Below are 20,331 nucleotides of genomic sequence, written 5' to 3'. Positions count from 1 at the left end.
TCGCAGCGGTGAAGCAACTTCTCAAAGAAACAAAGGGATTATTCTTACTTAGCAAGAGTATTTTTATCCAACTGCTACTGATTCTTCTTTCATCTTTTGGAGGTTCCATTGTTGCTTCAATAGTTGTGTTGGGTGTGATTGGTTGGAATCTTAGCAAACAGCGATTGGGAGACGCACTCATTCTCTTTCTTGTGATTCTGTTGTTCTCAGACAGCGTAATGCCTATGTTTGAAAATGCCGGTAATGCAAAAGAATTAGTTGCTATCTTGATGTTTCTCTACATTCTATTTAAGACTAAGAATCCTATTCAGCACTCTTTTATTAACTACTTCTGGGCATATTTATTAGTGGCTTTGATTGGATTGTTTTTAGTGAACTTCGAATTTATCGGGTTGCAAAAACTCATTTCCTATGGACTCATGATTATCATAGTTCCGGCAGCGCTAACACACATATTTAACCGACCGGGTGGAATAACTTTCCTCAGAAAATGGCTTTTTGTTTTTGTAAGTTTATATGCCATTAGTATAATCATGTCGCGTATAAATCCTGAAGGCTTTGCTCACTTTGGCAGATTCAATGGAATTCATAGGAATCCCAATGGTGTAGGGATATTCTCTGCGTTATTTATAATGAATATTGCACTTATAAAGGATAAATTTCCAAGATTGTTCTCGCCTAGGATGTATTGGATTTTTATAGGCATTTTTCTATTTACAATTTTACTTAGCGCATCTCGAAGTGCTTTGATGGCATTAGGGGTTTTCATGTTGTTTAGAACCATTAGGGTAAAATTCTTTTCCGGTTTGGTATTAACATTAGCGATTGCATCTGCGTATGGGGTTCTTACAGCATGGATTGAAACACTGATAATAGATTTCGGTTTACAATCTGAGTTTAGGTTAGAAACCATTTCTTATGCATCAGGCAGGATTTATGTCTGGGATGCATGTTGGAGAGAAATTCAAGGAAATTACTGGCTTGGCTATGGGTTTACTTATGCAGAATATTCTCATTGGGATAAAAAATGGTATGCAGAAATCCCCATGCTTATTCATAATTACGGGAATATTCATAATTCTTACCTCACAATTTGGTTGAATACCGGCTTGTTGGGGCTGATTGCTTTTTTATCGGGAGTAATTATATTGGTATATCGTTCGCAACATAAATCTCACACTATTGCTCCTTTGTTCTTTGGTGCACTTGTTATCGGCATTTTTGAAAGTTATATGGTAGCATCTTTAAATCCTTATACCTGGCAACTATGGTTTGGATTTACAATTGCTGCCTTAACACCAAAGAAGTTTATTAAGAAAAGAAAAATACCGATATCAAATATATCTTTGCCACCCCAAATTCAATCCACATAATGCGTCCTATTGCAATGGTTGACCTACATGGTCAATATCAAAAAATTAAAAAAGAGATTTTAAACGGTATCGAGTCTGTAATCGAATCAACAGCATTCATTAACGGCAACGATGTACTGGAATTTTCGACAGAACTCGCATCTTTCATGCAAGTGCAACACGTGATACCTTGTGCTAATGGAACCGATGCTTTGCAAATTGCATTGATGGCTCTGGACTTAGAACAAGATGACGAAATTATAATCCCATCTTTTAATTATGTTGCGTTGGCAGAGGTGGTCAAACTGCTAAAACTAAAACCTGTTTATGCAGATGTTCATCCAACGTATTACACACTTGACCCTCAATCTGTAAGAGATAAATTAACAAGTAAAACGAAGGTTATAGCTCCCGTACATCTTTTTGGGCAATGTGCACCCATGGAAGAATTACTGCAAATCGCAAAAGAGCATAATCTTTTTATAATAGAAGATAATGCCCAAGCCATTGGCGCTGAATATACGTTTTCTGATGGTACCAAAATAAAAGCAGGCACTATGGGTACAATTGGTACTACATCTTTTTTCCCTTCAAAAAACTTAGGTTGTTATGGTGATGGCGGTGCTATCTTCACGCAAGATGCAGAATTGGGCAAAAAGATTAAGAGTATAGCAAATCATGGTCAAAGAGTGAAGTATATCCATGATTTAGTCGGTGTAAATTCAAGATTGGATACAATTCAAGCAGTGATTTTGAGAGCTAAGCTACCTCATCTTGTTGAATATAATCTTGCAAGGAATCAAGTTGCTGCATTTTATGATACTGCTTTTAAACATTTAGCTCCTTTTATAGAAATTCCACAACGAGCCCCATACTCTGACCATGTATTTCATCAATATACATTGGTGTTGAATGGAATAAACAGAGAGGATTTCAAAACGTTTTTGGCAACACATCATATTCCAACCATGGTCTATTATCCAATTCCCATTCATCAACAGAATGCATATCAAACGAAAGACATACTGCCGGTGTCTGAACACTTAGCTAATTGTGTTGTGTCTCTTCCCATTAGCACTGAAATGGATGAAGAACAATTGAATTATATAGTTGAGTGCGTCAAGTTGTTTGTACAACAAGTAAAGTCCGCTTCAGAACGTTAAGTAAGAATTACTTTTTTTTGATTTTTTCATTATTGCGGAGCTTTCGCAGCCGTACAATAAAAAATAAAGCACAAAGCAATAAGAGAAATAGAAGTATAGTCTTGAAACTCGCAATTCCATTATCCAAATAAGAAGCTGTTAGCTCTACAACCGCAATTGCCGCTACAAACATCCATAATATCAATAAGAACCAATTGGCTGTCATACTTGCGCAAATTACTCTAAATTAAACTCACCACTTGCTTTTTTTATTACCCAATTACTAAAATCCTCATCAGCTACAAGTCCATAGCCTGTAAGAATCTCTGTTGGTGTGGTTATTTTTACAAATTTATCGGTATAAATTTTCTTAGTATTTTGGTCCCAAATTAACTCTTCGGTGTTGAGCCTTTCATTCTTAACATTTACTACGTCAACATTCTTTCGTAGGATTATCTTATGTTCTTGCTCATATTTTATCCCATACTCCGCAGAAACAGTACTTTCAATTTCTTTTTTTTGGTTGTAAAATTTGGCTAATAAACCTGTTGGCATTTCTGTGTAGGAATTTTCATTCCCACGTCTTGAAATTGCTTTCGGAGAGGTAAGAACAGCTTTGAGAAATCCTGAATCTGTGTATTCAATTTCAATATCATCCGCTGTCTCTGTTGTAAGCATTTCTTGCAACTTATCCATTTGGTTGATTTTTTCCTTTTTATTTGATGAACAAGAGTGAATTAACATCATGCACAGCAACAAAAAGTAGGATGCCAATTTAGATTCAACCCATATTTTACCTTGCAGAATTTTCATTCAAAGTGCTTAGTCATATTCAATTTATACTTGAATTACCTTTAATATGTAATAACGCCTTCAGGAGAGTGAATGTGTAGCTCTTTTTTATTTGACTCTTCGACCCTCCCAATTATTTTACCTTCAATATTAAAAGAACCCGCAATATCAATCAATGTATTGGCAGTATTGACATCAGTATAAATTTCAAGTCTATGTCCCATATTAAATACTTTATACATTTCCTTCCAAGCAGTACCGGATTCTTGCTGGATTGTTTTGAAAAGAATTGGTGTTTCAAACAAATTATCTTTTATGATTTTCAATTTATCAATAAAATGTAACACCTTTGTTTGCGCACCACCTGTGCAATGTATGATACCACTAATTTTATTGCTGTGTTCCTGAATTATTTGTTTAAGCAGAGGTGAATAGGTTCGTGTAGGCGAAAGCACCATTTTCCCAGCATCATACGGGTAGCCTTCAATTTTGTCGGTCAACTTAAGCGATCCTGTATAGGCTAATTCAACTGGAATTTGTTCATCAAAGCTCTCAGGATATTTGGATCTATATAAAGAATGAAACACATCATGTCGGGCAGAGGTAAGTCCATTGCTACCCATTCCCGCATTATAGAAACTCTCATAAGTAGCTTGTCCAAATGAAGCAAAGCCCACAATTACATCGCCCGGTTTGATTTTTATTTCAACTACATTCTTGCGAGGCAGTCTGGCAGTCATTGTGGAATCAATGACCAATGTTTTAACCAAATCTCCAATATCAGCGGTTTCACCTCCACCTGAAATAATATTGACACCGTATCGGCTGAGAGAATCAATAAACTCTTGTGTTCCATTGATGATAGCACCAATAACTTCACCGGGAATACGGGATTTGTTTCTACCTATAGTACTAGAGAGCAGGAAATTATCAGTTGCCCCTACACATAACATATCATCAAGGTTCATCACTATAGCGTCTTGTGCTACACCTTTCCATACATTTAAGTCTCCGGTTTCTTTCCAATAGATATATGCTAATGATGATTTGGTACCTGCACCGTCTGCATGTATAATATTGCAATACTCTTTGTTCCCACCTAATACATCAGGTATAATTTTGCAAAAGGTGTTGTTATAAAGACCTTTGTCAATGTTTTTTATGGCTTTATGAACATCTTCTTTTTGAGAAGAAACCCCGCGCTTTTCATATCTATCGCTCATGCTGCAAATGTAGAAGATTATAGGCTAATAATAACAAAAGGGGCAATGCCCCTTTTGTTATTATCGAATGATTTAAAATGATTTTTAATTATTTTTTTCCGCGTTCAGGTTTTGGTACAAGATAAATATACCCTCCTTCTTCATGCCAGTCTTTAAAGTTTCTAAAGAATGCTTTTCCTAATGCAGGATAATCCGCTTTATCCGAAATTTTAAATTTCACACCGGTAACTACAGCTTCGCCTAATTGCATTTTTTCAAATTCAAATTGATTGCTTGGGAACTTAACGCCTTCAGCTTTAAACTTATCTCCATCAGCAAAATCCTTCTTAGTAATAGTTTTTGATTGATATAATTTTACTGCGGAAGGAACATCAATCCATGTGTTTCTTCCCATAAAGTCAAAACTAAACAACATGGGTTCTTTATCATTTAACATAACAGAGATGTACTTCACACCGCTTTCTTCAACTATTTTTAGCTTTATCACTCCGGGTATTGCATTCCAGTCAACTTTTGGTTCTTCTTTCGTGGTCAATTTTGAATTTATAGGACCTTCAAGCAGTGCTTGTTTGTTTATGTGTGTTAAAGCTAGCTCACTTTCTTCTTTGTCAAAAGTAGCTCCAAACAACGAATCTAATGCTTTGAAACCAAGTCTAAAAGAAGCAGGGAAAGTGCTTATTTGTAATTCAACATTATCGTAGGTTTTGCCTGATTCTTTAGTTCCGATTAATAACGAAGTTACTTTTACAGAAGCACCCGGAGGCACTTTGCCACTCAGGATTTGTTGTGGAGAAACACCTTGTAATGCTTCTGGTGTAATAGCTTTGCGTTCAATCAAGTTTTTAAGTTCTGTTAACGATATCTCTAACTTATTAGATTCTATAAACATGGAAGGACCTGCAGGAGGTGCATTATTTGCAGACACTTGTCCTTTATAGATTTCACCTGCTTTCTCCAGTTTCACAATTACAATTTGAGCATTTTTATTGTTAGGGTCGTCAGAGTTTAATACTTGAACACTTGAATCAAAGTTCACGTCCAAAATTCTAAATGTTGTTCTTCTGTTTTGAGAGTGTTGAAACTCATCACAAGGTACAAATTTTACATTGTTTACAACCTTAATCTCATTGGGTGCATAATCTTTATAAGTATATTGATCACCACTCTCAATTTTCTTCTTTGCAACTATTGGCAGATTATTAATTGGACTAAGACCCAAGTCATATTTTGTGTTTGCTACAATGTCTCTTCCTTCGCATGCACAATCATTTATTAATTGAGATTCGCCATATCCTTTTGCAATAATTCTGCGAGGGTCAATTCCTCTGCTGATTAAGTATGATACCGCTGAATCTGCTCTTCGCTGAGAAAGTGAAATATTATACGCATAAGATGAACGACAGTCTGTATGAGAGCCCAACTCAATTCTGATTTTTGGATATTTTAATAATAAAGGTAATAATGAGTCTGAAAGTACTTTAGCAGCAGCAGGTTTGATATTCGCCTTGTCTAAGTCATAGAAAATAGGAAGCACCTTTGCAAAATCTAACTGAGGGTTCAAACAAAAATCTTCTATAAACGTGTGTGATTTCTTTAATCCTACAGTGGTAATCACTCTTGGATTGTCTTCTGCATCAAAGTAATAAGCTTCTCTGTTAGTTACAGAGATTTTGTAAGTTGCTTTTTCTGCTAATACTACGGTGTCATAATCACCATCCTCATTTGTTCTTAAAGATATTTTAACTGTATCTAAATCGTTTGTGATTTCAACTAAAGAGTTAGCTAATGGCTTTCCTGTTTTACAATCAGTTACTGTTCCAACCAATTTAAAGTACAAAGGCAATATTTTAAACTCATAAATATCTTCTGCACCTCTTCCGCCCGGTCTGTTTGATGAGAAAAATCCGTGAAATTGGTCATTGTTGTCAAACGTGATTCCAAAGTCATCTGCACCGGTATTCAAAGGAAACCTTAAATTTTCGGGTTCTGACCAATCGTTACCTGTTCCTTCACTTTTAAATATATCCAATCCACCCATTCCAATATGTCCGTTTGATGAGAAATAGAGGCTATTGTCATGGCTGTTGTAATATGGGAACATTTCATCTTTCTCTGTATTGATTGTTGTGCCTAAATTAATTGGGTCGCTCCAAGTGTGTCCTCTTTTTACATAATTAACCACATACAAATCGTATCCTCCATATCCCCCTTCTCTATCAGAAGTGAAATACAATTTGTTTCCATCGGGTGAAAGCGCAGGATGTGCATAATTGGCACTGTCCACATCACAGAATGGGAGCACTGTTACCTCAACCCAGTCATTACCGCGTTTTTTGGCTTCATATATTTTACAAAAAGGTGTTTTACCATCTGTGCCATTACATCTTGTGAAATAAAGTGTAGAATATCTTCTGTCAAAGTCTTGAACGCCATCATTAAACTTGGCGTTGATTTCACCGGTAACTAGTCTGGGTTTGCCCCATTTTTCTTTTCCTCTCTTTAGTTTTTCTTTTTCCATTATCCAAACATCAGAGTAAAATCTACCGGTACCACCATAGATTTTTTTCTTATTGTAACCGCCTTCTCTATCAGAAACAAAGAACATAGCATTGTCTTTTTTATCTGAAATCATGGGTGAATAATCACTGTATTTTGTATTGACCTCTCTAAAGTTTGTTACAACAAATCTGGATTCTTGGGTAAGCCAACTTTCTGCCGAATCACAACTTGCAATTTTGCGATTCACATTTGCATCACCGGGAACTTCTGCCAGATATTTTTGAAAATATTCTTTTGCACGTTTGTAAATGTCCAAATTGGTTTGTTCTGCTGCCTCTTTCATAGTAAGAACGCCCAATTGATAAAGTGCTTCACTATTTTTTGGTTCTTTGCGCAAGATTTTTTCGTAAGCACGTTTTGCTTTTCCAAATTCATTTGCTTTTCTATAACATTCAGCGGCTTTGTAGGTTGCTTCTTGTTTTAAGTCTTTAGAGAGCTTCTTGCTCGAAGATAGTTTTGTGTACATGTCGGCAGCCTGGGCGTATTGACGTGTTTCTCTCAACTCATTTGCTTTCTCCATTGACACTTTGCTGCAACCTTGTTGAATAACAAGAGTGCCAACCAACATAAAGATACTTAACAGTAGGGTAAATTGTCTTTTCATTATCAGATATAATAGCTGTTTATTTAGGTACAAATTTTAAAGAAGCAAATATATAATCAGTATTTAATATACAATGCTTTGCCCTCAAAATTAATCAAAAATATTGCGGGCAGTGTGTTATAACTCCTTACTTGCCTTGAAAAGTAATTCTTTCTCTTTTTTAGATAAAGAGTCATACCCCGATTTAGAGATTTTGTCAAGAATAATATCAATCTCCTTTTGAGATGTTTCAATGCTACTATTTGTTTGAGGCTGTCTATTGGGATTAATATGTACTTTAAAATTACGGTTGGGTTTTGTACCTCTTTTTTTGAAATTAAAAATCCCTGTGAAATCGGGTAAAGGAAGTTGTCCACGCATCCATTTCACATATAAATAGCCAAAAATTGCACCTCCAAGATGTGCAAGAATACCACCATCATTGTCTCCGGTTCCTAAAGATAGCAAGTTATAAACTATAAATGCAATTGCAATCCATTTGAGTTTAATGTTGAATAATCCAAATGGTCTAATCTCAAACTCTGGTGTAAAAACAGCAGCAGCAACAATGATTGCAGTTACTCCACCCGATGCACCTACTAAGTGGATTGACGAAGTCATATCTGCATAATGAGGCAAAAGATTAAGTACGAGTAAGAATAGTATGCCGCCTGTAATTCCACCCCAAAGGAAAGTTCGGTAGATGTGTTTGTTGCCAACAAAACTTCGGAATATTTCTCCAATAAAATACAACCATAACATATTGGATAATATATGCCAGAAACCAGCATGTAAGAATATATAGGTCAAAATTGACCATGGTTGCAAAATAAAGTCTTGAAATCTATGTGGCAGCGAAATGCTTTCTAACAAAGTCTTTATCCATGATGAAGGAAACTTCCCTAAAATGGCTGTGATAATAAATACAACAGCATTGATGATAATTAGTTTGCGTAAGGCATTATTTCCTTTATTAAATCCGGCTTTTATATCTTCAATAAGACTTCTCATCTTTGACCTTGCAAAGATAAAACCTATTCTACCAACTCAATAATTGAATCAGAAATTATGTGAGTTGTTTTAAAGTAAGGTAGTTCTGATAAAATTTATTTACTTTTCAACGAAGCAGCGAGGTACTCTCGGTTTAGTCGTGCAATGTTTTCTAGGCTGATTTCCTTAGGACATTCTGCAGCGCAATCACCTATGTTGGTACACGAACCAAAGCCTTCTTGGTCCATCTGTTCAACCATTTTCAGCACTCTTTCTTTTCTTTCAGTCTCACCTTGGGGCAGTAATGCAAATTGAGAAACTTTAGCACTGACAAATAAGATTGCAGAAGAGTTCTTACATGCTGCAACACATGCTCCACACCCTATGCAAGTAGCAGAATCAAAGGCTGTGTCAGCATTTTCTTTTGGAACCGGTATTGTATTCGCATCGATTGTATTACCGCTGGTGTTAACTGAGATATAACCTCCGGCTTGTTGAATTCTATCAAAAGCAGAACGATCCACAACTAAATCTTTTACAATTGGAAATGAATCTGCACGGAAAGGCTCAATATAAATTGTATCTCCGTCTTTAAATTCACGCATGTGTAATTGACAAGTTGTTATTCCTTTGCCGGGTCCATGAGGTTGACCATTGATTACCATCGAACACATTCCACAAATTCCTTCGCGGCAATCGTGGTCAAATGCAACCGGATCATCATTCTTTTCCACCAAGTCTTCATTTAATACATCTATCATCTCAAGAAAAGACATATCATCAGAGATGTTATCCACTTGATAAGATTTCATTTCGCCATGAGCGTTTTTATTTCTCTGTCTCCAGATTTTTAATGTAAGTTTCATGATATATTATTTATAACTCCTTTGGACTAATTTTATGTTTTCAAATTTTAACTCTTCTTTGTGTAGCAGTGATTGGCTTGGCTCACCTTTGAATTCCCAAGCAGCAACATGGGTGAAGTTTTCATCATCTCTCAGTGCTTCACCATCAGGTGTTTGATACTCTTCGCGGAAGTGTCCTCCACACGATTCATTTCTGTTGAGCGCATCCATACACATCAACTCTCCAAGTTCTAGAAAGTCTGCAACGCGCATTGCCTTATCTAACTCATTGTTCAATTCATTGGGCTGTCCGGTTACACGTACATTTTTCCAAAACTCTTCTCTCAATGCACGGATTTCTTCAATCGCTTCTTGTAATCCTTTTGCATTCCTTGCCATTCCACATTTGTCCCACATAATTTTGCCTAAACGTTTGTGGAAACTATCAACGGACTCGGTGCCTTTGATGCTGAACAATTTCTCAATAGTGTCCTTAACCTTTTGTTCTGCTTCAACAAATTCGGGCAAATCGGTAGATATTTTGCCGGTTCTGATGTCATCAGCTAAGTAGTCGCCAATTGTATAAGGCAAAACAAAATATCCATCAGCCAACCCTTGCATTAGAGCAGATGCACCTAATCTATTGGCTCCGTGATCTGAAAAATTAGCTTCTCCGCATACATATAAGCCGGGCACGGTACTCATTAAATTATAGTCAACCCATAGTCCACCCATAGTGTAGTGAACTGCCGGATAAATTTTCATAGGTGTTTCATAAGGATTTTCCGCAGTGATTTTCTCATACATCTGGAAAAGATTTCCGTACTTTTTTTCTACAATTTTTTTACCTAATGCAATGATTTCTTCTTTGCTTGCATTGTGAAGTCCTTGTACATGGGCTTCAATTTGTCCATATCGTTCGAACGAACTTGCAAAATCAAGAAATACTGCTTCTCCGGTTTTGTTCACTCCAAAACCTGCATCACATCTTTCTTTTGCCGCTCTTGATGCAACATCTCGGGGAACCAAGTTTCCGAATGCAGGATAACGTCTTTCTAAGTAATAGTCTCTGTCTTCTGCAGGAATATCTTTTGGTTTCTTTGATCCGTTTCTAATAGCTTCGACATCCTCTTTTTTCTTTGGCACCCAAATCCTTCCATCATTTCTCAATGACTCTGACATGAGTGTAAGCTTTGACTGGTAATGCCCTGAAACCGGAATACATGTTGGATGTATTTGCGTATAACAAGGATTAGCCATATAAGCACCTTTTTTATGTGCTTTCCAAGCAGCAGTTACATTGGAACCCATTGCATTTGTAGATAAGAAGAAAACATTACCATAACCTCCGGTACATAGTACAACAGCGTGTGCAGCATGTTTTTCAATTTCACCTGTAATGAGATTTCTTGCTATAATTCCACGTGCTTTTCCATCAACAACCACTAAGTCAAGCATTTCATGTCGTGTATATGAAGTTACATTGCCTTTACTGATTTGTCTATTGAGTGCAGAATAAGCTCCTAAGAGTAATTGCTGCCCTGTTTGACCTTTTGCATAAAAAGTTCGGGATACTTGCACACCTCCAAAAGAACGGTTGTCAAGTAATCCACCATATTCACGAGCAAATGGAACACCTTGTGCAACACATTGGTCTATAATATTAGCAGAGACTTCTGCCAATCGGTAGGTATTTGCCTCGCGTGAACGGTAGTCTCCTCCTTTAATCGTGTCATAAAATAATCTATAAGTGGAATCTCCGTCATTTTGGTAATTCTTAGCAGCATTGATACCTCCTTGAGCTGCAATAGAGTGAGCTCTTCTGGGAGAATCTTGGAAACAAAATGTTTTGACTTTGTATCCCATTTCTGCCAAAGAGGCTGCAGCAGATGCACCTGCTAATCCGGTACCCACAACTATTACGTCAATTAAACGCTTATTTGTAGGGTTTACTAAACGGATATGATCTTTATAATTAGTCCACTTGTCTGCTAATGGACCTTCTGGAACTTTTGAATTTAATTTATTATCGCTCATGATTAGACTTTTCTTATTTGATTATTGATGATAAAAAAACATAATAATAGGAATCAGGGCAAAAAGTATTGGAACTATTATAGCAAATGCCTTGCCTACTCCATGAATAAGTGGGTTGTATTTTTTGTGATTCAATCCAAGTGATTGAAACGCGCTTGCAAATCCATGCCATAGGTGAAAAGCAATTGCCAACATTGAGATTACATAGAACAACACAAAGAAGATGTTTGAGAAAGTCTCAACTACTTTCTTATATAAATCTTTTGCTATAACAATCTCAGTTGCAGAAATTGGGTCAACAACTTTAGTGAAATGAATAACACCTAAGTTTGTAGCGTCTTCAGTGTTTTTAAGTTCACCGGTTGCAAGCTCTATTGTATATTTTGACCAAGGTGTTTCTCCAAATTTATATTTCCACCAAAAATCACTCATGTGCATAATGATGAATAATAGAACAATTACGCCTAATAGCCCCATTTTACGCGCAGTCCAATGGGTACTTCTTTTATAGTTTGCTACTACATATTTTGTTGAACGTTTTGCACGATTGGCTCTTTCTATTGTTATTCCTCTTATTGCGTGAATGAGAATGATTATATAAGTACCCCATGACACAATTTTGATTAGCGGATTGCTGGTCATAAATGCTGCATAACTATTAAAAGCTAAGCCGGCATCATTTTTTAGTAATTGTAAATTGCCTATTAAATGGATAAGTAGAAAAAGAATGAGAAAAAGTCCGGTGAGAGCCATCAGAACCTTTTTCCCAACAGATGAACTGAAAAAATTTGAATTTGCACTCATTTTGTATGGTTATGTTTTTGACACGTGCAAAATTATAATTATAGTCTAATGGCAAATTCTTTTTTCTAATTTAAAATCATTCTATGTAGAATGCTTATTTTAAAACCTATTTACCGCAAACCACTTCTTTCATTATTTTTGCAACCCTTTTAACTCAACAAGAATGTTTAACCTTGTCAGAAATATCTTGTTTAAAATGCAAGCCGAACGGGCACACCATTTTACAATGTCGTTATTGGCATTTTTAACTAAAGTTCCATTCGGGCTCTCCATAGTTAAGAAATCATTGGGTAATTGGAGTACGGGTAAACAGCCAAAACTGATTGCAGGCATTGAATTTCCAAACATTGTTGGATTAGCAGCTGGTTTTGATAAAGATGCCAAATATCTCAATGTATGGCAAGCATTGGGGTTTGGTTTTGTTGAAGTTGGAACTGTTACACCAAAACCACAAGACGGTAATCCAAAGCCAAGATTATTTAGATTAGTTAAAGATGCAGCAATTATTAACCGAATGGGGTTTAATAACAGCGGACTGAATGTTATCAAAGAAAGGCTTAAGAAAAGACCTAAAGGTTTAGTTGTTGGGGGAAATATCGGCAAAAACAAAATTACTGAAAATCAATTTGCTGTCAATGACTATCAACTCTGTTTTGATGCTTTGTATGACTACGTGGACTATTTTGTTATCAATGTAAGCTCTCCTAACACACCGGGACTAAGAGATTTGCAAAGCACCAATGAGTTGGGACATATAGTTACTCCTTTATTACATACACGTGAATTGCTCAAAAAACAAGGCAAGCTACATGTACCTGTGTTCGTAAAATTTGCTCCTGACTTGACTGATGAGCAACTTGCTGATGTGATTCATTTTGTCAACCAAACTTCTCTAGAAGGTGTTGTTTTGACAAATACTACTATAGGCAGAACCGATTTAAAAACATCTAAAGAAGAATTGGAGACAATAGGTGTAGGCGGTTTGAGCGGCAAACCGCTTTTTGAAAAATCAACCAAACTTTTAGCCCAAGCTCGTCAAATGCTCAATGAAGAAAAAATAATCATCGGTGTCGGAGGTATTTTCTCAGGAAAAGATGCTTTAGCAAAATTGAATGCCGGAGCAGAACTTATACAGATTTATACAGGATTTGTGTATCAAGGTCCGGCACTAATTGGAGATATATTAAAAGAGTTACAAAACAGATAATTTACAATGGCATTTACACCAAAATATAATCTTGTTGAGGAATTGCGCTGGCGTGGGTTGGTTCACGATACTTTTCCTGAAACTGAAAAATTGTTACAAACCGAAAAAGTGAGCGGATATATAGGGTTTGACCCTACTGCGGACAGCCTACATGTGGGAAATTTAGTTGCAATATTTTTACTTAGAAGACTACAAAAAGCTGGACATAAACCCTATGCTCTTGTGGGTGGTGCCACCGGAATGATTGGAGACCCTTCTGGAAAATCGGCTGAAAGAAATCTCCTTGATCAGGATGTACTGTTGCGCAACCAAGCTGCCATCAAGAAACAATTAGAAAAGTTTCTTGATTTTCAGTCAAGCGAAAATCCCGCTCAAATGGTCAACAATTATGATTGGTTTAAAGACTTTAGCTTTCTCGAATTTATTAGAAAAGTAGGTAAACACATTTCCATCAGTTATATGATGGCTAAAGACTCGGTGAAAACCCGCTTGGAGACAGGAATCTCATTTACAGAGTTCTCTTACCAACTGATTCAAGGATATGATTTTTACCACCTTTATTCAAATTTTGGTGTCAAACTTCAAATGGGTGGTAGTGACCAATGGGGAAATATTACCACCGGTACTGAATTGATTCGCAGAATGGGAGGAGGAGAAGCTTTTGCTCTCACAGCTCCTTTGCTCACCAAGTCCGATGGTACTAAATTCGGCAAGTCTGAGGGCGGTAATGTGTGGCTTGACCCCGAAAAAACCAGTCCCTTTACTTTTTACCAATTTTGGTTAAATGTCAGTGATGAAGACGCAGTGAAACTCATTAAAGTATTCACAGATTTTGACAAAGAAAAGACAATGGCTCTCATTGCTCAACACGAACAAGAGCCGCATTTGCGACTTCTTCAAAAAACACTGGCTCAGGAATTAACAACCTTAGTACATTCATCCAATGAATATGACACAGCAGTAAAAACATCTCAAATTCTTTTTGGAAATTCTGACCCAAAAGATGTTTTGTCTTTGGGAGAAAAGACGTTTAGGAGTGCGATGGAAGGTGTGCCAACTTTTGAGACTTCAAGTTCAATCATGGCTGCCGGAATCAACGTACTTGATTTATTGGCAGTAGAAACACAAATCTTTCCTTCAAAAAGTGAGGCAAGAAAAATGATTCAAGCAGGTGCATTAAGTTTGAACAAAGTCAAACATACTGATACTGATGCTTCTATCAATAATAACAATTTGATTTTTGATAAATTCTTGTTGATTCAAAAAGGCAAGAAAAACTACTTTTTAGTCGTTGTGAAATAGCACACTGTTGCATTAGCACAGAAGAAACCAAGCGTCTATCCGATTGTATTGTTGTATTCAATTATAAGCCCTTTATTTGTTGCACTTTATGAAATACCAAGAACCTTTTAAGGGAGCTAATCGCTGGTTTTTATTTGTCTTCTTATGGCTGGTCTTTCTTATTTTAATATTCGGGTTGTTCACCTATTCATTTTCGTAAACTATGTCTTGGATTGATTGGGCCGTATTATTATCTACACTCACTTTCATTACCGTTTACGGAATATATAAGAGCCGAGGTCAAAAGGATTTAAAAGGCTATTTCTTAGGCGATAATTCATTGCCTTGGTACACCATTATGTTTTCTGTTATGGCAACCCAAGCAAGCGCGATTACATTTCTGTCGGCTCCCGGACAAGCTTTTACTGACGGAATGCGATTCGTTCAATACTATTTTGGATTACCCTTAGCAATGATTGTGGTGTCTGCTGTTTTAGTTCCGGCATATCACAAACTCAAGGTAATAACCGCTTATGAATTTTTAGAACAACGGTTTGATGTCAAAGTGCGGGTGTTTACTGCCTTTTTGTTTTTACTGCAAAGGGGGCTTGCAACCGGTTTAACGATTTATGCACCGGCACTGGTAATGTCTTCCTTATTGGGTTGGAACATATATCTAACATGTGCTCTGACGGGATTGTTAGTTGTGATTTACACCCTTAGCGGAGGCGCTAAGGCAGTTGCACAGACTCAACTTCACCAAATGATAGTAATCCTTGCCGGGATGTTATTTGCCGGGTATATGATCTTTAAGTTAATGCCTGATGATATTGGCTTTATGGAGACTCTGCATATTTCAGGGAAAACAGGAAAGTTAAATGCGCTGGTAACTACTTTTGATTTGAATGATAAATACAATCTGTGGAGTGGTTTGTTAGGTGGTTTCTTTTTGGCATTAAGTTATTTTGGAACAGACCAATCTCAAGTGGGACGATATCTTGCGGGCAAATCAGTCAAAGTGAGCACTCAAGGATTGTTGATGAATGCCATTGTAAAAGTGCCGATGCAGTTTGGAATTCTGTTTATTGGGGTGGCGTTATATGTATTTTATATTTTTAGCCCGCAACCGCTTGTTTTTAATAACACCTTGATTGAAAAGGTTCAACAGACTCCTTATGCACAAGACTACCAAGAGTTAAATGCTCACTTTGATAAATTAGGCGATGAACATCGACAAATTGCCAGACAATATTTAGAATTAGAACAACAGGGAAGTAAAGCCGAAGCAACTATTGTGGCTGCGCAACTCAAGGAAATCGAGCATAAAAAACATTTAGCGCGTATCGATGCAAAACAATTGATAAGCAAAGCAATTCCTACAGCTGATGTCAATGACACAAATTATATCTTTTTGTATTTCGTATTGCATAACCTCCCGATTGGGTTGATAGGGTTACTGATTGCTGTTATTTTCTCCGCTTCTTGGAGTTCAACTTCTTCTGAGCTGAATGCACTGTCCGGTATTGTGGTGGTGGATTTTTATAAACGACTTTTCAAACCTAATGCCAGCGACAAACACTATGTTATTGTATCAAAAATTGCCACAGCGATTTGGGGGGTGATAGCGGTGTTATTTGCGTTCTTAGCAACGCATTTAAACAGTTTGATTGAAGCTGTAAACCTATTGGGTTCGTTATTCTATGGAACAATATTGGGTGTGTTTGTGGCAGCATTTATAGCAAAACATTTACAACCAAAATCAGTATTAATAGCTGCCGTACTCTCAGAAGTGATTGTTATTGCTTTGCATCAAGCGGATGTTGTTGCTTTCCTTTGGTTGAATATGATAGGTTGTGCGCTGGTAGTACTTCTTGGACTATTAGTTAATTTGTTTATGCCAAAGCTAAAGAAGAATTAGCCTGATTATTTTGCCCAATTAATCTCTTTAATACTGCTGTTATTTTTCAATTCAGATACAAGATTTTCAATCTTACTGATGTCATTGTTTTCTAATTCAATCAGATACGTAAACGCAGAATCGCTTTTTTCAAACGAAAAGGCATGAATAATAATATGTTCAGAGTTGAATAGACTTTTGAGCATATCTGTATCTTTTGCATCAGGAGTGGTAATAATACTGAGATTGACTCTTTTTGATTTTTTGAAATAAACCTGTTCAAATCTTTGCATACCCCAAAGAACAATCAAAGAAATAAGCGTAGTCATACCTGCTGCAAAGTACATCCCTCCACCGGTAGCTAATCCAATTGCTGCCACAGTCCACAATCCTGCAGCTGTTGTCAATCCTCTAATGACACCTTGTTTTAAAAATAAAATTGTACCTGCACCAATAAAGCCAATACCACTGACTACTTGTGCTGCCACACGCGAAGGGTCTAACTCTACATGGGGAGTTCCTAACACATCACTAAATCCAAATGCTGACACTATCATTATCAAACAAGCACCTAATGCAACCATTGTGTGAGTACGCAATCCTGCTGACCAATTTTTGCGTTCTCGTTCTAACCCAACCAGTGCGCCAAATAAAGATGCTAAACAAAGTCGTAATAATATTTCTGTCCAAGGAAGCATGTTTATATCAAAACTTTTTCAGGTCAGCAAAGATAAAGAATATTGAAAGGCGCTTTTTTACAATGATTTAAAAACCTGTTAAATTTATCTTAAATAATAAGCCTGAGTGCTTACTTTTGTACGCTTATCAAAAGTCCCTTATGCACCAGAAAATATTAGTATTAGACTTTGGTTCTCAACTTACTCAACTTATTGCAAGACGACTCAGAGAACTTAATGTTTATTGTGAAATTGTACCTTATAACAAAATTCCTCAGTTGGATGAAAATACAAAAGGGATAATACTCTCCGGAAGTCCGGCTTCCGTTCATGATATTGCAGCACCACAGATAGATATAGAAAGTTTGAGCAGCAGATTTCCTGTATTAGGGATTTGTTATGGCGCACAACTGATTGCACACAATTTAGGAGGCGTGGTCAGCAAAACATCCAACAAAGAATATGGACGAGCAATTTTAGAAGCAAATACTTCTTGTGCCTTGTTTGCCGGTATTGCACAGTCTTCTCAAGTGTGGATGTCACACGGAGATACAATTACTGTGTTACCGGACAATTTTGAAATAATTTCCAACACAGATTCTATTCCAATAGCAGGATTCCAAATCAAAGGTAAGAATGTATTTGGAATCCAGTTTCACCCCGAAGTTACACATAGCATTGAAGGTAAATCAATCTTGCAAAACTTTGTGTATCATATTTGTGGGTGCAATGGTGATTGGACTCCTGCAAACTTTGTTCAAGAAACCGTTGAGCAAATAAAACAAACGGTAGGCAATGACAAGGTGATTCTTGGATTGTCGGGAGGTGTGGATTCAAGCGTAGCAGCGGTCTTAATTTCAAAAGCAATTGGAGTAAACTTACATTGTATCTTTATTAATCACGGACTATTAAGGAAAGGTGAGTTTGAAGAAGTATTGCAAGCGTATCAAAGCCTCAATTTGAATGTAAAGGGCGTGGATGCATCAGAGGCTTTTTATTCACAGCTTGAAGGAGTGAGCGACCCTGAACAAAAACGCAAAATCATTGGCAGGGTGTTTGTAGAAATGTTTGATAAAGAAGCTATGCAAGTAGAAGGAGCACGGTGGTTAGCACAAGGAACTATTTATCCTGATGTTATTGAGTCTGTTTCAGTGAACGGACCTTCTGCTACCATTAAATCTCACCACAATGTTGGTGGCTTGCCTGAAAAAATGAATTTAAAAATTCTGGAACCTCTACGCAATCTGTTCAAAGATGAGGTACGTAAAGTTGGTACTGAGATGGGATTATCTCATACAATCATTGGCAGACATCCTTTCCCCGGACCCGGATTAGCTATCAGAATTTTGGGAACTATTACAAAAGAAAAGATCAAAACACTGCAAGAAGCAGACAGCATTTATATCAATGAACTGAAGGCTTCAGGATGGTATGATAAAATATGGCAAGCAGGTGCTATTTTCCTACCTGTACAAAGTGTTGGTGTGATGGGAGACGAAAGGACCTATGAAAATGCGGTATGTTTGCGTGCAGTAACTTCTACAGATGGAATGACAGCAGATTGGGTGCATATTCCTTATGAACTTCTGGCTGCTATTTCCAACAAAATTATTAATAATGTGAAAGGTATAAATAGAGTAGTATATGATATCAGTTCTAAACCACCTGCAACAATTGAGTGGGAATAAATCCCTCTTATATATTTCTTGTATTCTGCTGATTGTTTCTTGCGGTACGCTAAGTGCTACAAGAAAGAGCGAGGTTGTATTACAACCGGTTGAAGATATTCAAACCAATCACAACACGCAATCCAATGGTGTGGTGGTAGTTACCGACAACAAAAAAAATCAGAAGCATAATAAAAACAATACCGTTGTTTTTATGGGACAAACATTTCAAGTTCCTGCTTCCAATGTGGACGAATATAAAATCGCAGTGATACTGCCATTTTGTTTTAACAAAGACGGCAAGCTGAGTGAACAACTCAGAAGTGTATCTATGGAGTACTTCGAAGGAGTGGAATTGGCATTAGAAGAATTGAGAAATAAAGGTGTTAATGTGCATACAGAAGTTTTTGACTCCCAAAATGACTCCAATGTTGTTGCAAACCTTTTAAAACAAGACTATTTAAAAAAAATACACCTCATCATAGGTCCAGTGTATGACCATGAATTAAGATTAGTAGAACGACACTGTAGCGTATATGGAATTCCACTTGTCAGCCCCCTTAGGTTTTATGCAAAAAAGAACAGAACTTCAGTTCCGGTTTTCAATCCTGTATCCGATGACAGCAACCGCCATTATTTTGCTGCTTTACAATTAATTCGATATTATGGTTCGCATAAATTTGTTTTATATAATGACAATACTGCTGAGGGTTTCCCCGCCAGAAGAGCGTTTGTACGTGCTTTTACTGAAATGAAAAAAACACTTCCTACTGTAACACTTGATGCATTAAAATCTACGATTGCAGATGGAAAAGACATTATTGTAATCGCACCTGTAAAATCGGATGTCTCAGTTCATCATTTATTGAACTTGGTCGCAGGCAAGAAGCATGTACAGGTTGTGGGATTAGACGATTGGTTTGATTTCCCTATTATTCCTTTTGCTACTTGGGCTAAATGCAACTTGATGTTTTATAATAACAACACGGTTAATCAACAAGATTCTGAGATATTATTGTTTAATGAAAATTACTCTTATAAATATGGCGGGATGCCTGGGAAATTATCCTATATAGGATATGACCAAGCACTTTTCTTTGTAGAAGCACTGTCTGCGTTTGGAAGTAATTTTGGCGCATATATTCAGGACAATATTTTTCCTTTAAAACATACTTCATTTCAATTTACCCATATGAGCAATGATTCATACGCGAATAAGTTTGTGAATCTACTAAGGCTTAATGCTGATTTTGAATTGGAAAAAATTAATTAATG

The 20,331-nt window shown here is 36.7% G+C and carries 15 protein-coding genes; 7 read left to right on the top strand and 8 right to left on the bottom strand.

Translation table 11 applies throughout. From position 1 onward, the window contains the following. Positions 1–8 precede the first annotated feature (8 nt). Positions 9–1,373, top strand: a complete 1,365-nt coding sequence (locus M0R38_01275) for an O-antigen ligase family protein (protein ID MCK9480376.1) — start codon at positions 9–11, stop codon at positions 1,371–1,373. Beyond that, complete coding sequence (locus tag M0R38_01270) at positions 1,373–2,515, top strand: DegT/DnrJ/EryC1/StrS family aminotransferase (protein MCK9480375.1); 1,143 nt, start codon at positions 1,373–1,375, stop codon at positions 2,513–2,515. Before M0R38_01275 ends, M0R38_01270 begins: the two co-directional genes overlap by 1 nt. Positions 2,516–2,731: 216 nt before the next feature. Here M0R38_01270 and lptC read toward each other — a convergent pair whose 3' ends face one another. The 7 genes from lptC to M0R38_01235 form a co-directional block, all read right to left on the bottom strand. Next, positions 2,732–3,307: an LPS export ABC transporter periplasmic protein LptC gene (gene lptC / locus M0R38_01265; GenBank protein MCK9480374.1), complete on the bottom strand. Its 576-nt coding sequence runs from the start codon at positions 3,305–3,307 to the stop codon at positions 2,732–2,734. Between the two features lie 41 nt (positions 3,308–3,348). Further along, positions 3,349–4,509, bottom strand: a complete 1,161-nt coding sequence (locus M0R38_01260; protein MCK9480373.1) for a phosphoribosylformylglycinamidine cyclo-ligase — start codon at positions 4,507–4,509, stop codon at positions 3,349–3,351. Positions 4,510–4,597: 88 nt separating this feature from the next. Continuing rightward, positions 4,598–7,672, bottom strand: a complete 3,075-nt coding sequence (locus tag M0R38_01255; GenBank protein MCK9480372.1) for an OmpA family protein — start codon at positions 7,670–7,672, stop codon at positions 4,598–4,600. 117 nt (positions 7,673–7,789) lie between these two features. Next, positions 7,790–8,662, bottom strand: coding sequence for a rhomboid family intramembrane serine protease (locus M0R38_01250; GenBank protein ID MCK9480371.1), 873 nt, complete (start codon positions 8,660–8,662; stop codon positions 7,790–7,792). Between the two features lie 95 nt (positions 8,663–8,757). After that, positions 8,758–9,507 carry a succinate dehydrogenase/fumarate reductase iron-sulfur subunit gene (locus tag M0R38_01245; protein MCK9480370.1) on the bottom strand — a complete coding sequence of 250 codons (750 nt, stop codon included), beginning with the start codon at positions 9,505–9,507 and terminating at the stop codon, positions 8,758–8,760. A 6-nt stretch (positions 9,508–9,513) separates the two neighbouring features. After that, complete coding sequence (locus M0R38_01240; protein ID MCK9480369.1) at positions 9,514–11,523, bottom strand: fumarate reductase/succinate dehydrogenase flavoprotein subunit; 2,010 nt, start codon at positions 11,521–11,523, stop codon at positions 9,514–9,516. A gap of 21 nt (positions 11,524–11,544) precedes the next feature. After that, positions 11,545–12,327: a succinate dehydrogenase cytochrome b subunit gene (locus M0R38_01235; protein MCK9480368.1), complete on the bottom strand. Its 783-nt coding sequence runs from the start codon at positions 12,325–12,327 to the stop codon at positions 11,545–11,547. Positions 12,328–12,490: 163 nt separating this feature from the next. Between M0R38_01235 and M0R38_01230 the strand changes: the two genes are divergently transcribed. The 3 genes from M0R38_01230 (at position 12,491) to M0R38_01220 (ending at position 16,733) form a co-directional block, all read left to right on the top strand. Further along, entirely contained in the window at positions 12,491–13,534 is a 1,044-nt protein-coding gene (locus M0R38_01230) for a quinone-dependent dihydroorotate dehydrogenase (GenBank protein MCK9480367.1), read from the top strand. 6 nt (positions 13,535–13,540) lie between these two features. After that, positions 13,541–14,836 (top strand): tyrosine--tRNA ligase, encoded by a 1,296-nt coding sequence (gene tyrS, locus M0R38_01225; GenBank protein MCK9480366.1) that lies wholly within the window; start codon positions 13,541–13,543, stop codon positions 14,834–14,836. 202 nt (positions 14,837–15,038) lie between these two features. Beyond that, the gene (locus M0R38_01220; protein MCK9480365.1) at positions 15,039–16,733 is read left to right on the top strand and encodes a sodium:solute symporter; all 1,695 of its coding nucleotides are present in this window, start codon (positions 15,039–15,041) and stop codon (positions 16,731–16,733) included. A gap of 5 nt (positions 16,734–16,738) precedes the next feature. Here the strand turns inward: M0R38_01220 and M0R38_01215 are convergent, their stop codons facing one another. Continuing rightward, positions 16,739–17,410 carry an MgtC/SapB family protein gene (locus M0R38_01215; protein ID MCK9480364.1) on the bottom strand — a complete coding sequence of 224 codons (672 nt, stop codon included), beginning with the start codon at positions 17,408–17,410 and terminating at the stop codon, positions 16,739–16,741. 140 nt (positions 17,411–17,550) lie between these two features. Between M0R38_01215 and guaA the strand changes: the two genes are divergently transcribed. After that, positions 17,551–19,077, top strand: coding sequence for a glutamine-hydrolyzing GMP synthase (guaA, locus tag M0R38_01210; protein MCK9480363.1), 1,527 nt, complete (start codon positions 17,551–17,553; stop codon positions 19,075–19,077). Further along, positions 19,034–20,329 carry an ABC transporter substrate-binding protein gene (locus M0R38_01205; GenBank protein MCK9480362.1) on the top strand — a complete coding sequence of 432 codons (1,296 nt, stop codon included), beginning with the start codon at positions 19,034–19,036 and terminating at the stop codon, positions 20,327–20,329. Before guaA ends, M0R38_01205 begins: the two co-directional genes overlap by 44 nt. The last annotated feature ends 2 nt before the right edge of the window (positions 20,330–20,331 follow it).

Source organism: Bacteroidia bacterium, assembly GCA_023228875.1.
In the GTDB taxonomy this organism is placed as follows: Bacteria; Bacteroidota; Bacteroidia; order NS11-12g; family UBA955; genus JALOAG01.
Note: the sequence above shows the minus strand (reverse complement) of the source record. Positions and strands in the feature narration are given on the sequence as shown.

Coding starts and splice junctions, on each gene's coding strand:
- M0R38_01270 (MCK9480375.1), top strand. CDS start 1,373: ATGCGTCCTATTGCAATGGTTGACCTACATGGTCAATATCAAAAAATT.
- lptC (MCK9480374.1), bottom strand. CDS start 3,307: ATGAAAATTCTGCAAGGTAAAATATGGGTTGAATCTAAATTGGCATCC.
- M0R38_01260 (MCK9480373.1), bottom strand. CDS start 4,509: ATGAGCGATAGATATGAAAAGCGCGGGGTTTCTTCTCAAAAAGAAGAT.
- M0R38_01255 (MCK9480372.1), bottom strand. CDS start 7,672: ATGAAAAGACAATTTACCCTACTGTTAAGTATCTTTATGTTGGTTGGC.
- M0R38_01250 (MCK9480371.1), bottom strand. CDS start 8,662: ATGAGAAGTCTTATTGAAGATATAAAAGCCGGATTTAATAAAGGAAAT.
- M0R38_01245 (MCK9480370.1), bottom strand. CDS start 9,507: ATGAAACTTACATTAAAAATCTGGAGACAGAGAAATAAAAACGCTCAT.
- M0R38_01240 (MCK9480369.1), bottom strand. CDS start 11,523: ATGAGCGATAATAAATTAAATTCAAAAGTTCCAGAAGGTCCATTAGCA.
- M0R38_01235 (MCK9480368.1), bottom strand. CDS start 12,327: ATGAGTGCAAATTCAAATTTTTTCAGTTCATCTGTTGGGAAAAAGGTT.
- M0R38_01230 (MCK9480367.1), top strand. CDS start 12,491: ATGTTTAACCTTGTCAGAAATATCTTGTTTAAAATGCAAGCCGAACGG.
- tyrS (MCK9480366.1), top strand. CDS start 13,541: ATGGCATTTACACCAAAATATAATCTTGTTGAGGAATTGCGCTGGCGT.
- M0R38_01220 (MCK9480365.1), top strand. CDS start 15,039: ATGTCTTGGATTGATTGGGCCGTATTATTATCTACACTCACTTTCATT.
- M0R38_01215 (MCK9480364.1), bottom strand. CDS start 17,410: ATGCTTCCTTGGACAGAAATATTATTACGACTTTGTTTAGCATCTTTA.
- guaA (MCK9480363.1), top strand. CDS start 17,551: ATGCACCAGAAAATATTAGTATTAGACTTTGGTTCTCAACTTACTCAA.
- M0R38_01205 (MCK9480362.1), top strand. CDS start 19,034: ATGATATCAGTTCTAAACCACCTGCAACAATTGAGTGGGAATAAATCC.